This window comes from Streptomyces longispororuber (assembly GCF_024448165.1).
Taxonomy (GTDB): domain Bacteria; phylum Actinomycetota; class Actinomycetes; order Streptomycetales; family Streptomycetaceae; genus Streptomyces; species Streptomyces longispororuber_A.
The window spans coordinates 1-13483 of the sequence record NZ_JAMOLN010000018.1; the positions used below are offsets into that span (position 1 = coordinate 1).

The 13483-nt window shown below is 72.3% G+C and carries 13 protein-coding genes; 6 read left to right on the forward strand and 7 right to left on the reverse strand.

The window, feature by feature from the left end; translation table 11 throughout:
* Both M4J07_RS07595 and thpR read left to right on the forward strand, forming a co-directional pair.
* On the forward strand, positions 1-1234 hold a 1234-nt coding region (locus M4J07_RS07595), incomplete at its 5' end, for an MFS transporter (protein ID WP_255968722.1).
* Between the two features lie 173 nt (positions 1235-1407).
* Positions 1408-1965, forward strand: a complete 558-nt coding sequence (thpR, locus tag M4J07_RS07600) for an RNA 2',3'-cyclic phosphodiesterase (RefSeq protein WP_255968723.1) — start codon at positions 1408-1410, stop codon at positions 1963-1965.
* 136 nt (positions 1966-2101) lie between these two features.
* Here the strand turns inward: thpR and M4J07_RS07605 are convergent, their stop codons facing one another.
* Positions 2102-3091: an aldo/keto reductase gene (locus M4J07_RS07605; RefSeq protein ID WP_255968724.1), complete on the reverse strand. Its 990-nt coding sequence runs from the start codon at positions 3089-3091 to the stop codon at positions 2102-2104.
* Positions 3092-3121: 30 nt separating this feature from the next.
* A complete protein-coding gene (locus M4J07_RS07610; protein ID WP_255968725.1) occupies positions 3122-4036 on the reverse strand; it encodes an AraC family transcriptional regulator in 915 nt (304 codons plus the stop codon).
* Positions 4037-4141: 105 nt separating this feature from the next.
* Between M4J07_RS07610 and M4J07_RS07615 the strand changes: the two genes are divergently transcribed.
* On the forward strand, positions 4142-5035 hold the full coding sequence (locus M4J07_RS07615; RefSeq protein WP_255968726.1) for an MBL fold metallo-hydrolase: 894 nt from the start codon (positions 4142-4144) through the stop codon (positions 5033-5035).
* A gap of 22 nt (positions 5036-5057) precedes the next feature.
* Here M4J07_RS07615 and M4J07_RS07620 read toward each other — a convergent pair whose 3' ends face one another.
* Both M4J07_RS07620 and M4J07_RS07625 read right to left on the reverse strand, forming a co-directional pair.
* Positions 5058-7220, reverse strand: a complete 2163-nt coding sequence (locus M4J07_RS07620) for a tetratricopeptide repeat protein (protein WP_255968727.1) — start codon at positions 7218-7220, stop codon at positions 5058-5060.
* A 90-nt stretch (positions 7221-7310) separates the two neighbouring features.
* Positions 7311-7970 (reverse strand): GDSL-type esterase/lipase family protein, encoded by a 660-nt coding sequence (locus M4J07_RS07625; protein WP_255968728.1) that lies wholly within the window; start codon positions 7968-7970, stop codon positions 7311-7313.
* A 109-nt stretch (positions 7971-8079) separates the two neighbouring features.
* Between M4J07_RS07625 and M4J07_RS07630 the strand changes: the two genes are divergently transcribed.
* Positions 8080-9084 (forward strand): WD40 repeat domain-containing protein, encoded by a 1005-nt coding sequence (locus M4J07_RS07630; RefSeq protein ID WP_255968841.1) that lies wholly within the window; start codon positions 8080-8082, stop codon positions 9082-9084.
* Between the two features lie 3 nt (positions 9085-9087).
* On the opposite strand, the gene M4J07_RS07635 is transcribed toward M4J07_RS07630, so the two are convergent.
* Both M4J07_RS07635 and M4J07_RS07640 read right to left on the reverse strand, forming a co-directional pair.
* A complete protein-coding gene (locus M4J07_RS07635) occupies positions 9088-9516 on the reverse strand; it encodes a PPOX class F420-dependent oxidoreductase (RefSeq protein WP_255968729.1) in 429 nt (142 codons plus the stop codon).
* 31 nt (positions 9517-9547) lie between these two features.
* Positions 9548-10336, reverse strand: a complete 789-nt coding sequence (locus M4J07_RS07640; RefSeq protein WP_255968731.1) for a TetR/AcrR family transcriptional regulator — start codon at positions 10334-10336, stop codon at positions 9548-9550.
* Between the two features lie 92 nt (positions 10337-10428).
* On the opposite strand from M4J07_RS07640, the gene M4J07_RS07645 reads away from it, so the two are divergent.
* Together M4J07_RS07645 and M4J07_RS07650 are read left to right on the forward strand one after the other, a co-directional pair.
* Positions 10429-11373 (forward strand): ATP-binding cassette domain-containing protein, encoded by a 945-nt coding sequence (locus M4J07_RS07645; RefSeq protein WP_255968733.1) that lies wholly within the window; start codon positions 10429-10431, stop codon positions 11371-11373.
* Positions 11373-12167 (forward strand): ABC transporter permease, encoded by a 795-nt coding sequence (locus M4J07_RS07650; protein WP_255968735.1) that lies wholly within the window; start codon positions 11373-11375, stop codon positions 12165-12167. The genes M4J07_RS07645 and M4J07_RS07650 overlap by 1 nt, the downstream gene beginning before the upstream one ends.
* A 114-nt stretch (positions 12168-12281) precedes the next feature.
* Here the strand turns inward: M4J07_RS07650 and serC are convergent, their stop codons facing one another.
* On the reverse strand, positions 12282-13400 hold the full coding sequence (gene serC / locus M4J07_RS07655) for a phosphoserine transaminase (RefSeq protein WP_255968737.1): 1119 nt from the start codon (positions 13398-13400) through the stop codon (positions 12282-12284).
* Positions 13401-13483: the final 83 nt, after the last annotated feature.

Sequence of the window (13483 nt, forward strand, 5' to 3'; positions counted from 1 at the left end):
CGCGACCGGTGCCGTCGTGTCCAACACGGGCACCTGGATGGCCCGCATCACCCAGGACTGGCTGGTCCTGTCCATCACCGGCTCGTCGGCCGCCGTCGGCATCACCACGGCGATGCAGTTCCTGCCGATGCTGCTCTTCGGTCTGTACGGCGGAGTGATCGCCGACCGGTTCGACAAGCGCAAGCTGCTCTTCTGCACCCAGGGTGCGATGAGCCTGTCCGGTCTGTTCCTCGCCGCGCTGACCCTGTCCGGCAACGTCCAGGTCTGGCACGTCTACCTCGCCGCCTTCTTCACGGGTCTCGTCACGGTCGTCGACAACCCGACGCGGCAGTCCTTCGTGTCCGAGATGGTCGGTCCCGACCAGGTCCGCAACGCGGTCTCGCTGAACTCGGCGAACTTCCAGTCCGCCCGCCTCATCGGCCCGGCCGTCGCCTCCGCGCTGACCGCCGCCGTCGGTCCCGGCTGGGCGTTCCTCGCCAACGGCCTGTCCTTCCTCGCGCCGCTCACCGGACTCGCGCTGATGCGCACCGCCGAGCTGCACGAGAACCCGCGCGCACCGCGCGGCAAGGGCCAGCTGCGCGAGGGCCTACGCTACGTCTCCGGTCACCCGGAGCTGATCTGGCCGATCGTGCTCGTCGGCTTCGTCGGCACCTTCGGGTTCAACTTCCCGATCTGGCTGAGCGCCTACGCCGACGACGTCTTCCACGGCGGCGTCGGCCAGTACGGCCTGTTCAACACGCTCATGGCGATCGGCTCGCTGGCCGGCGCCCTGCTCGCGGCCCGGCGGCGCTCGACCCGCCTGCGGGTCCTGGTCGGCGCCGCGATCGGCTTCGGTGTCCTGGAGGTCCTGGCGGCGTGGGCGCCGGGCGTCTGGGCGTTCGCCCCGCTGATCGTGCTGCTCGGCATCCTCGGCCTGACGGTCAACGTGACCGCCAACTCCACGGTCCAGATGGGCACGGACCCCGAGATGCGCGGCCGGGTGATGTCGCTGTTCATGATGGTGTTCACCGGCGGCACGCCGCTGGGCGGGCCGCTCTTCGGCTGGCTCGCCGACCAGTACGGGGTCCGCGTCAGCTTCACGCTGGGCGGTGTGATCTGCGCCGCGGCGGCGGCCGGTGTCGGCCTGATGCTGGCCCGTGCCGCGAACCTGCGGCTCAAGGTCGACCTGCGGCGCGGCGAGCGGCACCTGCAGTTCGTACCGCGCGAACCGCAGCCACTGGCGGCGGCGGCCTGACCGGGACACGTCCGCCGGGCCCTGTCCACTGCCGGGCCCGGCGCCGTCGTGGCTGACCGCGCAGTTCCCCGCGCCTCCAGGGGCGCGGGGCCGTGTCACTGGTGGCTCCGCCGCGGGGCGCGACCGGCCCCCACCGGCGGTCAGCCTCCGACGGCACACGGAAAATGAACCCCATGAGACTCTTCGCCGCCGTGCTGCCTCCGGAGGACGTACTCGCCGAACTCGCCCACGCCGTCGACCGGCTGACCGACCGGGACGGGCTGCGCTGGACCAGCAGACCCGGCTGGCACCTCACCCTCGCCTTCTACGGCGACGTACCGGACGAGACCGTGCCCGAGCTGGCGGAGCGGCTCGCACGGGCCGCCGGGCACACACCGGAGTTCGGGCTGGCGCTGCGCGGGGTCGGGCAGTTCGGCGGCCGGTCGCTGTGGACCGGCGTCGAGGGGGACGTGGCGACGCTGCGCCGGCTCGCCGAGCGGGCCGAGGCGGCGGGCCGCAGGGCCGGGCTGCCGGGGGAGCACCGGCGCTACCGGCCGCACCTGACGCTGGCGCGCAGCCGGGAGACGGCCGATCTCGGGCCGTACGTGGCACAGCTCGACGCGTTCGCGGGCACCCCCTGGACCGTGCGGGAGCTGGCGCTCGTCCGCAGCAACCTGCCGGTGTCCGGGGTGCCGGGCGAGCGGCCCCGGTACGAGAAGGTCGAAGGTCGGCCCCTCTCGGGCACGCGTTAGTCTCGATGACGTGGACCCGAAAACCCGTAACCGGATCATGGCCGGTGTGCTCGTGCTGATGTTCGTCGTCGTGGCGGTGGCGGCGGCCGTCGGTCAGTGAGCGCTGCCCGGCGGCCGCCGTACCCGCTGACGGCGACTACCAGGCGAACGCCTCGGGCGACGGACCGGGACCCGGGAAGATCTCGTCGAGCCCGGACAGGACCTCGTCGCCGAGCTCCAGCTCGACCGCACGGAGCGCCGAGTCCAGCTGCTCCTGGGTGCGCGGGCCGACGATGGGCCCGGTGACGCCGGGCCGGGTCAGCAGCCAGGCGAGGGCCGCCTCGCCGGGGGCGATGCCGTGCTTGTCCAGCAGGTCCTCGTAGCGCTGGACCTGCTCGCGCACCGTGGTGTTCTCCAGGGCGCTCGCGCTGCGGCCGTCCTTGCGGCGCTTGCCCTCGGACTCCTTCTTGAGCACGCCGCCGAGCAGCCCGCCGTGCAGCGGGGACCACGGGATGACCCCGAGGCCGTACTCCTGCGCGGCCGGGATGACCTCCATCTCGGCGCGGCGCTCGGCGAGGTTGTAGAGGCACTGCTCGCTGACCAGGCCGACCCGGCCGTGCGCCTTCGCCGTCTCGTTGGCCTGGGCGATCTTGTAGCCGGGGAAGTTCGAGGAGCCCGCGTAGAGGATCTTGCCCTGCTGGATCAGGACGTCGATCGCCTGCCAGATCTCCTCGAAGGGGGTGCGGCGGTCGATGTGGTGGAACTGGTAGATGTCGATGTAGTCGGTCTGGAGCCGCTTCAGGCTCGCCTCGACGGCCCGCCGGATGTTCACCGCGGAGAGCCGGTCGTGGTTGGGCCAGACGTCCCCGTCGCCCGTCATGTTCCCGTACACCTTGGTGGCGAGGACGGTCTTGTCCCGGCGTCCGCCGCCGTTCGCGAACCAGGTGCCGATGATCTCCTCGGTACGGCCCTTGTTCTCGCCCCAGCCGTACACGTTCGCGGTGTCGAAGTAGTTGATGCCACTGGCCAGCGCCGCGTCCATGATGGCGTGGCTGTCGCCCTCGTCGGTCTGCGGGCCGAAGTTCATGGTGCCGAGGACGAGCCGGCTGACCTTGAGTCCTGTGCGTCCGAGCTGCGTGTACTTCATGGCTCCACAGCCAAGGGCGTGGAGTGCGCTCTAGGCAAGCGAGTTCGTGCGATAGCGGCCGGGTGTCACCCCGAACTCCCGGCGGAACGCGTGCGAGAGGGCGTACGGCGAGGCGTAGCCCACCTGGCGGGCCACCGACTCCAGGGGCGCGTCCGCGGTGCGCAGGAGCGTCGCCGCGCGGGTCATCCGCCACCACGTCAGGTACGTCATCGGGGGACGGCCCACCAGGGCGGTGAAGCGGCGGTTCAGGGTGGCGCGGGAGACGCCCGCGTGGGCCGCGAGGCGGTCGGCGGTCCAGGTGCGGGCCGGGTCGGTGTGCAGCAGGCGGAGGGCCTCGGTGACCACCGGGTCGGCGAGCGCGGCGGGCCAGCGGGCGGTGCCGCGGCCCGCCGGGTCCGTGGTCCAGGCCCGGATCATGTAGACGAGCAGCAGGTCGAGGAGGCTCGGTACGGCCGCGCACGAGCCGGGCCCGGCGGCCGCCACCTCCCGGCTCAACAGGCCGATCGCCGCCCGGAGTTCGGGGTGGCGGGCGTCGTCGTGCGGGAGGTGGACGACGTCCGGCAGTTCGGTCAGGAGCGGATGGGTGTGGCTGCGGTCGAGGCGGTACTTGCCGCAGAGCAGCTCCACGGCGTCCGGTCCCGCGGCCGGCGGCAGGGTGCCGGGGAGCGTCTCGAAGGGGATCGCACGGGCCACCACGGCGGCGGGCGCGGGCGAGTCGGCCAGGACGTGGCCCGCGCCGTGCGGCAGCAGGACCGCGTCGCCCGCGCGCAGGGTGAGCGGCGGGCCGCTGTCGGGCAGCAGCCAGCAGCTGCCGGTCAGCGCCACGTGGAAGCCGGCGCCCTCGTACGGGGCGAGGCGGACGCACCAGCTCCCGCCGACCCTGAGGCGGTCGGTGGACGGGCTGCCCGTCCGTACGGCGGCAATCGCGTCGCTCACCACGTCCATGGGGCCAGCGTAGCCGGTGGGGACGGCACCGGTGAGCCGCTCGCGTATCAGAGGGAGCCTGTCGAGCATTGAGGCGCTCGCCGGCCCGTCCCTACCGTGGCCGTCATGGACACCGACTTCGAACGCATCACGCTGGGCGGCATCGAGATCCTCAAGGTCGTGGAGGTGCGCGGACCCTTCGGGCCGCCCGCCGACCTGTTCCCCGGCATCGACGACGTCTGGCAGGCCCACGAGAAGTGGCTCGCCCCCGACTTCCAGGACCCCGACAGCGGGCAGGTGCTGGCCGCCGTGCAGGCCTGGGTGGTGCGCAGCGAGGGCCGCACGATCGTCGTCGACCCGGGCGTCGGCAACGGCCGCGAGCGCCCCGGCACCCCGCACTTCTCCGGCCTCGACACGGACTTCCTCGACCGGCTGACGCGGGCGGGCGTGCGGCCCGAGGACGTCGACGTCGTCGTCAACACCCACATCCACGGCGACCACGTCGGCTGGAACACCCGCGACGAGAAAGGCAGTTGGGTGCCCACATTCCCCCACGCCACCTACCTGATCCCGCGGGCCGACCACGACTTCTTCTCCCCGGACGGGCCCGCCCGCACCGCGCACGACAACCACCGCTTCCTCTTCGCCGACAGCATCGCGCCGGTCGTCGCCGCCGGGCAGGCCGTGCTCTGGGAGGACTCCCACCGCATCGACGCCCACCTCACCCTCGAACCGGCGCCCGGCCACACCCCCGGCTCCTCGGTGCTGCGCCTCACCGCCGGCGCGGACCGGGCCGTCTTCGTCGGCGACCTCCTGCACAGCCCCGCCCAGTTCCTCGCCCCCACGTGCAGCAGCGCGATGTGCGTGAACCCGGCGGAGTCGGCGGCCAGCCGGGTACGCGTGCTCCAACGAGCCGCCGACGAACACGAGTTGGTGATCCCGGCCCACTTTCCCGGGCCCGGGGCGGCGGAGATCCGGCGGGAGGGGAGCGGGTTCTCGGTCAGTCGGTGGCGAGGGTGACTCCGTCGGACCCGGCCGTGGTTCAGGTGGGCCCGTCGTCCGGGCCGGCCGGGTCGTCGGTCGGCTGGGAGCGGCCCGTCTCGATCAGGAGCAGGGCCAGGTCGACGAGGGCCTCGGGGTGGCCGCCCCGGTGCGCGAGTTCGTAGCAGTGCTCGGCCTCCTCGGTGCGGCCCGTGGTCGTCAGCAGCCTGGCCAGCCGGTAGGTGGCGTCGACGTATCCCTGTGCGTGGGCCTCCCGGTAGAGCTTCTCGGCCAGGTCCAGGCGGCCGGTGGTCTCGGCCAGGTCCGCGTAGCCGAGCGTGGCCCGTGGATGTCCGGCGGCACTGGCCCTGCGGTAGTAACGATCGGCCTCCTCCGGGTGCCCGGTCTCCTGCATCAGGACGGCCAGGTTGTACACGGCGTTCGGGTTGTGCTGGTTGTGCGGGTGCTTGAAGAACGCCTCGGCCTCCTCGGCGCGGCCCTGGCGCGCCAGCAACAGAGCGAGGTTGTACGTGGCGTGCTTGTAGCCGCGGGCGTGCGCGACCCGGTACAGCTCCTCGGCCTCGGCCGTACGGTCCGTGCCGGCGAGCAGCAGCGCCAGGTTGTAGGTGGCCTTCACGACACCGTCCTCGTGCGCGAGCCGGTACAGCGTCTCCGCCTCATCCAGCGCACCGGCCTGCTTGCGCAGATTGGCCAGGTTGTTCGTGGCGATCCGGAATCCCTGGTCGTGCATGTGTCTGAAGAGTGGCTCGGCCTCCTCGGTGCGGCCCAGTTCCTCCAGCAGGACGCCGAGGTTGTACGCCGCCTTCGTGTATCCCCGCGCGGCGGCCTGGCGGTAGAGGGCCTCGGCCTCGGCCGCCTTGCCCTGTCCGCGCAGCAGCAGCGCCAGGTTGTTCGTCGCCCGCGGGTACTCCTTCTCGTGCGCCTGGCGGTAGAGCGCCTCGGCCTCGTCGGTGTGTCCGGCATCGGCGAGCAGCACGGCCAGGTTGTAGGTGCCCAGCAGGTGGCCGTGGTCGTGGACCTGGCGCCAGGCGGTCTCGGCCGCCTGCGGACGGACCCCGTAGGCGTGCAGGCCGATGACGAAGCGGTCGGTGTCGTCGCGGGCGTGGGTGAGCGCCGCGTCCCACAACCAGTCGGGGACGCCGGGCCCCGCATGGTCGACGAGGTAGTCGAAGGGCTCCCACAGGCCGTCGTCCGCGGGCAGCAGCATGCTGGTGACCCCGTGCCGGACGCGGGTGGCCCAGTCGAACGCGGCCGCCAGGGGCTCCGGCCGCAGATAGCTGCCGTTCGCGTCCCGCAGGTGACGCTCGTGGACCTCCGTGAGCAGCTCCGTGGAGTACGGGCCCGGCAGTCCGCACCGGCTGAGGTCGACCGCGGCGGCGACCAGGGCGGCACCCCGGGCGTGCCCGTCGGCGGACCACGCCTGCCGCCACTCCCTCAGCAGCGCGGGACCCGCGGCCAGGTACTCGGCCACTCCGTAGAGGTCGTGGTGGGCGAGCGCGTCGGCGATCCGCGGATCGGGGCACTCCGCCGCGCGGGACAACTCGCTCTCGCTCCACAGCCGCCCCAGATCGACGATCTCGGCGACGTTGAGCACCTGCTGGCTGGGGCCGGTGCGCAGGTTCTGGAAGGGCTTGCTGCGCATGGTCGCGAGCACGGGCACCTTGGAACGCCCGAGTTCCTCCAGGACGACGGGCTCCAGGCCGTCGGGGCCGAGGTAGCGCTCCAGGTCGTCCAGCCACAGGACGCAGGGCTGCCCGCCGCCGTGGGCCGCCTCCGCGACCTGCCACAGCTTTCCGCCGCCCGCGGGCGGGGCGAGCACCCGGTGGTGCGGGAACACCGCCCGCAGCGCCTCGAACGCGGTCCGCGTCTTGCCGGCCGTGGAGTCCCCGACCAGCAGGGTCATGCCTCCCCATGCCGCCGCCGTCCTGAGGTGGTGCCGTACCTGCCCGTCCGCGTCGCGCGGCACATAGGGCGGCAGTCCGGAGCCGTCCTCGCCGGGGCGGGCACGGTGGACCCCGGCGGGCAGGGCCTGCCACTCGCGGGCCACGGGCCAGGACTCCGGATGCCGCAGATAGCGCAGGAACGGGGAGTCCGCCGTCCCGGGTTCCGGCGACGAGGCGGGCGGGGTGATCGTCAGGTTCTCGATGTCGCGGGCCTGCACGACGTGCCCCTGTTGTCCTCCGGAGACATTCTGTTCCCCCATGACCACCAAGGTAACGCCCCTCAGGTCAACTATCCCTGAACCAGGGCGACTTGATAGCCATCGGTGCTCCGAACGGCGCGTCGGCGTGGACTAGGCCGGTATCCGGTACGGGCCGCCGATGCCCCACGCCTGGTGCAGCGCGTCGGCGAAGGCGGACGCCAGCTTGTGCTCGCCGGACGCGTTCGGATGCGTACCGTCGTACGTGTCGTGCCGGATGTCGTACGACTCGGGGACGGACGCCAGCAGGAGCGGCGAGCGGGGCTCGGACAGGTCCGCGACCGCCTTGGCGAGCAGCGTGTTGAAGTGGGCGACCTGCGCGGCGAAGGGTGCGTCCGTGTCGGCCCTGACGTTCGGGATCACCGGCAGCAGGGCGATCCGGACGGCCGGGTTCGCGGCGCGGGCGGCGGTGACGAAGCGGCGCATGTTCTCCGCGGTCTGTTCGGCGTTCGTGTAGAAGCCGAGGTCGATCAGGCCGAGGGAGACGAGGAGGACGTCCGCGCGGGCGGCGGTGACCGCGTCCGCGATGACCGGCGCCATGTGCTGCCAGCCCTCGCCCCAGCCGGCCAGGTGGTGCTGCGGGAAGTCCGGTTCGGCGTAGTCGTGGCCGCCGCCGTACAGGGCGGTGCGCGGGCCGACCACGGCACAGTCGGTGCCGGTGGCGCGCAGGTGCTGCCACATGCGCAGGCGCCAGGTGTGCTCGCCCGCGCTGCCAATCGTCATCGAGTCGCCGACGAACATGAACCTGAGCATCCGCTCATCATGGTCGATGCCGGGGAGATCACCCCGGCCGCGTGCATGTGAGACCGAACACGCCTGGCAAGCTTGGGGCATGCGTTCGTACAAGGCGTTGTCTGCCCGGATGCCGTCCCGGGTGTCGTCGCGCGTGGCCGGGGTCGCGGCGGCCGCCGCCCTGCTGCTCGGCGCCACCGCGCTGCCCGCGGCCGCCGGCGAGCCGTCCCCCGGGTCCGACGGATTCACCATCGAGGACCCCCGGATCACCGAGTCCAGCGGCCTCGCCGCCTCGCGCGCCCACCCCGGCGTCTACTGGACGCACAACGACAGCGACGACGGCGCCTACCTGTACGCGGTCGACGGCCGGACGGGAAAGACCGTCGCCACGCTCACCATGACCGGCGTCGGCGCCCCGCGCGACGTCGAGGCGATCTCGGTCGGCCCCGACGGGAACCTCTACGTCGCCGACATCGGCGACAACCTCGGCGGCAAGTGGGACCACGTGTGGATCTACAAACTGCCCGAGCCGAAGGACCTGCGCGACCGGACGGTGCGCGCGACGCAGTACGTCGTGAAGTACGCGGACGGTCCGCGCAACGCCGAGGCGATGATGGTCCACCCCAAGACCGGCCGGGTCTACATCGTCGAGAAGGGCGAGGACGGCGGCGGCCTCTACGAGGGCCCCGACCCGCTGGACCCGTCCGCCACGAACACGTTCAAGCGGATCGCCGACATCGACCTGTGGGTGACCGACGGAGCGTTCTCGCCCGACGGGAAGCAGCTCGCCCTGCGCGGCTACTTCGGCGGCATCGCGTACAAGTGGAACGACGGGAAGCCGGAGCGCCAGGGCCAGTTGAGCGTGCCGATGCAGCCGCAGGGCGAGTCCGTCACGTACACCCTGGACGGCAGGACCCTCCTCTACGGGAGCGAGGGGCGGGGCAGTTCGGTGGAGCCCGTGGAGGTCGAGGGCGCGGGCGGCGGCTCGGACGGCGCCGGGAGTTCGGGGTCCGGCGGCGGTTCGGGGAACGACGACGGCGGATTCACCGGGAAGGCCGGCGCCGTGGGGGCCGCCGTCGTGCTCATCGTCGCCATCGGGATCGGACGACTGCTGCGGCGCCCCAAGGAACGCTGAAGGCTACTCGCCGAGCACGCGCACTTCGTAGTGGAGCGTCTTGTCCCGCTTGACCCGGTGGGCGAGCGGCACCCCGACGCCGTGCATGATCGGGTGCTTGTGGCGCAGGAGCTTCGCCGCGTGCCGGGCCTCGTCGCTGCCCTCGTCGAGCAGCCGGACCCGGGCCCTGAGGGCGGGGCCGGTGGGGGCGCCGCGCAGCGTGGAGGGGGCGATCTCCACTTCCGGGTTGTTGCGCATGCGCTTGGCCTTCCACGCCTTTCCGTAGGTGCGGATGTACGCGTGGTCGCCCTCGACGGCGATGCTCACGGGCGTGCCGACGCCGGTGCCGTCCTTCTTGTGCGTGGTGAGCAGCACGGCGTACTGCTTCACGAGGGGCGCGAGGGCGGGGCTGGGCGCGGGCCGGTCCTGAGGCTTCTCCGGTCGGTTCGTCATACGTCCATGGATGCACCGGAGGGCCGTCCTGTCACCTGCTGCGGTCCGTGCCGCGCGCCGTGACGAGGACGTCGAGGCCGTCCAGGATGCGCTGCAGACCGAACTCGAAGTGGTCGAAGCCGGGCCCGAAGGTGTCCTCCGACAGGGACGCCATCACCGGATAGTCGCCGCTCGCCATGGCGGCCTCCAGGGTGGGCTGCTGCGCGCCCCAGAAGGCGGCGTCCGTCAGGCCCGTGGTCTTCTCCGCCTCCTCCTCGTAGACGCGGGTGCGCGCGACCCCGGAGACGTACCCCTCGACCATGACCAGGACCGAGAGCAGCTCGGGATCGGTCAGGCCCATGGGCCTGATGCGGGCCATCATCTTCTCCATGCCGGCCAGCGCGCCGGGGCCGAGCACCGGGCGGGCCTGGTTGACCTGGAGCAGCCAGGGGTGGCGGTGGTAGAGGGCGAGCGTCTCGCGGGCCATCGTCGCGACGGCGTCCCGCCAGCTCCCGTCGCCGAGCGCGGCCGGGTCCTCGTACGGGGTCTGCACCCGGTCCAGCATCAGGTCGAGCAGCTCGGCCTTGCCCGGCACGTACCGGTACAGCGACATCGTGCCGGTGCCCAGGTCGGTGGCGAGGCGGCGCATCGAGACGGCGGCGATCCCCTCGGCGTCCGCGACCTCGATCGCGACGGCGACGATCCGCTCCAGGGAGAGCGCCGGCTTCGGGCCCCGGCTCGGCCGGGCCCCCGTGCCCCACAGCAGCTCCAGGCTGCGCCGGATGTCGCCGCTGCCGCTCGTCTCGGTGCTGCCGTTCGTGCCCCTGGTGCCGCTGCTCATGGGCTCAGCGTAAACCTCTGCCGCGAAACTGGGTACGGTGTACTCTCATTTGGGTACGGTGTACTCAGTTGGTGGACGACGAAGGAGGGGCCGTGGCCGACGGGGACCACGCGGTGCGGGCCGAGGGGCTCGTGAAGAAGTACGGGGACAAGCGCGCGCTGGACGGGTTCGACCTGACCGTGCGGCGCGGCACGGTGCACGGCCTGCTCGGGCCGAACGGGGCGGGGAAGACGACCGCGGTGCGGGTGCTCGGCACGCTGCTGCGGTTCGACGGGGGCCGGGCGGAGGTCGGCGGTGCGGACGTGGCGTCCCGGCCGCGGGAGGTACGCCGCCGCATCGGTCTCACGGGTCAGTACGCGGCGCTGGACGAGGTGCTCACGGGCCGGCAGAACCTGGAGATGTTCGGCCGTCTCTTCCACCTCGGCGGGCGCCGGGCGAAGGCGCGGGCGACGGAGCTCCTCGACCAGTTCGGGCTCACGGACGCGGGCGACAAGGGCGTGGGCAAGTACAGCGGCGGCATGCGGCGCCGCCTCGATCTCGCGGCGTCCATGATCCTCACTCCGGACGTGCTGTTCCTGGACGAGCCGACGACCGGCCTCGACCCGCGCGGCCGGGGCGAAGTCTGGGAGAGCGTGCGGGAGTTGGTGGCGGCGGGCACGACCGTGCTGCTGACCACGCAGTATCTGGAGGAGGCCGACAAGCTGGCCGGCCGGATCACCGTCATCGACCAGGGGCGGGCCATCGCCGACGACACCCCCGAGGGCCTCAAGCGGTCCGTCGGCGGGGACCGCATCGAGGTCGTCGTCACCGATGCCGCCGACCTCTCCCGCGCCGCGAAGATCGTCGCGCGGGGCGGCGCCGAGCCGGTCGTCGACGAGGAGGCCCTGCGGGTGCACGCGCCGGTCGCCGACCGGGTCGCCGCGCTCACGGACGCCGCGCGCACGCTCCAGGACGAGGGCGTCGCGGTCGAGGACATCGGACTGCGCAGGCCGAGCCTCGACGACGTGTTCCTGCGCCTGACGGGGAGGGCGGCCTGATGGGGACGACGCTGTACTGGGCGGTGGCCGACTGCTGGAACGTGGTCCGCCGCGGTCTCACCCACTACCAGCGCCAGCCGGTCAACATCGCCTGGCAGCTGGGCTTCCCGATCCTGTCCGTGCTGCTGTACGGGTACGTGTTCGGCAGCGCGATGGTGGTGCCGGGCGGCGGCGACTACCGGGACTTCCTGATGCCGGGCATGTTCGCGATGACGATGGCGTTCGGCTTCATCAACACGGCGACGCTCGTCGTCCACGACGCCACGAAGGGGGTCATCGACCGGTTCCGCTCGATGCCGATGGCGCCGTCGGCGGTGGTGTCGGGGCGCGGCGTCACCGATCTGCTGGTCGCCTGCGCCGAGCTGGCGATCCTGATGCTGACGGCGCTGGCGATCGGCTGGCGCCCGGACGGCGGGATCGTGGGCGGCCTGGCCGCGTTCGCCCTGCTGCTGTGGCTGCGCTTCGCGCTGATCTGGCTGGGCGTGTGGCTGGGCCTGCTGGTGCCGAACCCGGAGGCGGCGGGCGGGCTGTTCGCGGTCGCCTTCCCGCTGACGATGATCTCCAGCATCTTCGTCGCGCCGCAGCTGATGCCGGACTGGCTGGGGGCGGTGGCGGCGTGGAACCCGATCTCGTCGACGGTCGCGGCGACCCGCGATCTCTTCGGGACGCCGGTCGGGGCGGGCGACTCGTGGGTGGAGCAGCACGCGCTGCTCATGGCGGGGGTGTGGCCCGCGGTGCTCACGCTGGTGTTCTTCCCGCTGGCGGCACGGAAGTTCGCGGCGCTGGGACGGTAGGGAAGGCTGCGCGTCAGCGCATGCCTTCAGGGGCGCGGGGAACTGCGCGACCAGCCACAGCCGGTGCGCAGTTCCCCGCGATGCCTGAAGGCCTACGGCGAGGAGAGGCAGGTGTCAGAGCTGGCCGATGACGTAGTCGATGCAGGCGGTCAGCGCGGAGACGTCCGCCGGGTCGATCGCCGGGAACATGGCGATGCGCAGCTGGTTGCGGCCGAGCTTGCGGTACGGCTCCGTGTCCACGATCCCGTTCGCGCGCAGCACCTTCGCCACCGCGGCCGCGTCGATCTCGTCCGCGAAGTCGATCGTGCCGATGACCTGCGACCGCTTTGCCGCGTCCGTCACGAACGGCGTCGCGTACTTCGACTCCTCCGCCCACGTGTACAGGCGCGACGAGCTGTCCTTGGTGCGGCCCGTCGACCAGGCGAGCCCGCCCTGGCCGTTGATCCAGTCCAGCTGCTCGGCGAGCAGGAAGAGCGTGGAGAGCGCCGGGGTGTTGTACGTCTGGTTCTTGCGGGAGTTGTCGATCGCCGTCGGCAGCGAGAAGAACTCCGGGACGTGCCGGCCGGACGCGTGGACGCGCTCGGCGCGCTCGATCGCGGCCGGGGAGAAGACGCCGATCCACAGGCCGCCGTCGGAGGCGAAGGACTTCTGCGGGGCGAAGTAGTAGACGTCCGTCTCGGTGATGTCGACGGGCAGGCCGCCCGCGCCGGACGTGGCGTCGACCAGGACGAGGGAGCCCTCGTCGGCACCGGCGACGCGCTTGATCGGGGCGGCGACACCGGTGGAGGTCTCGTTGTGGGTCAGGCCGTACACGTCGACGCCGGCCTCGGCCTGCGCCTCCGGGTGCGTGCCCGGGTCCGAGCTGATCACGGTCGGCTCGGCCAGCCAGGGAGCGAGCTTGGCCGCCTTCGCGAACTTCGACGAGAACTCGCCGAAGTTCAGGTGCTGCGACTTGTTCTCGATCAGGCCGTGCGTCGCCACGTCCCAGAAGGCCGTGGAGCCGCCGTTGCCCAGGATCACCTCGTAGCCCTCGGGGAGGGAGAACAGGTCGCGCACGCCCTCGCGGACGCGGCCGACCAGGTTCTTGACCGGTGCCTGGCGGTGGGAGGTGCCCAGGAGGGACGTGCCGGTGGCGGCCAGGGCGTCCAGCGCCTCCGTGCGCACCTTGGAGGGGCCCGCGCCGAAACGTCCGTCGGCGGGCTTGATGTCAGCGGGAATCTGGATCTCAGCCACGAGGTGGAGGGTAGCGGGTGGGCCAAACCGGTCTGCGACGTGTCCGCCGGGTGAGATGCGGGATCTCGTCTGCCGAGGGCTGC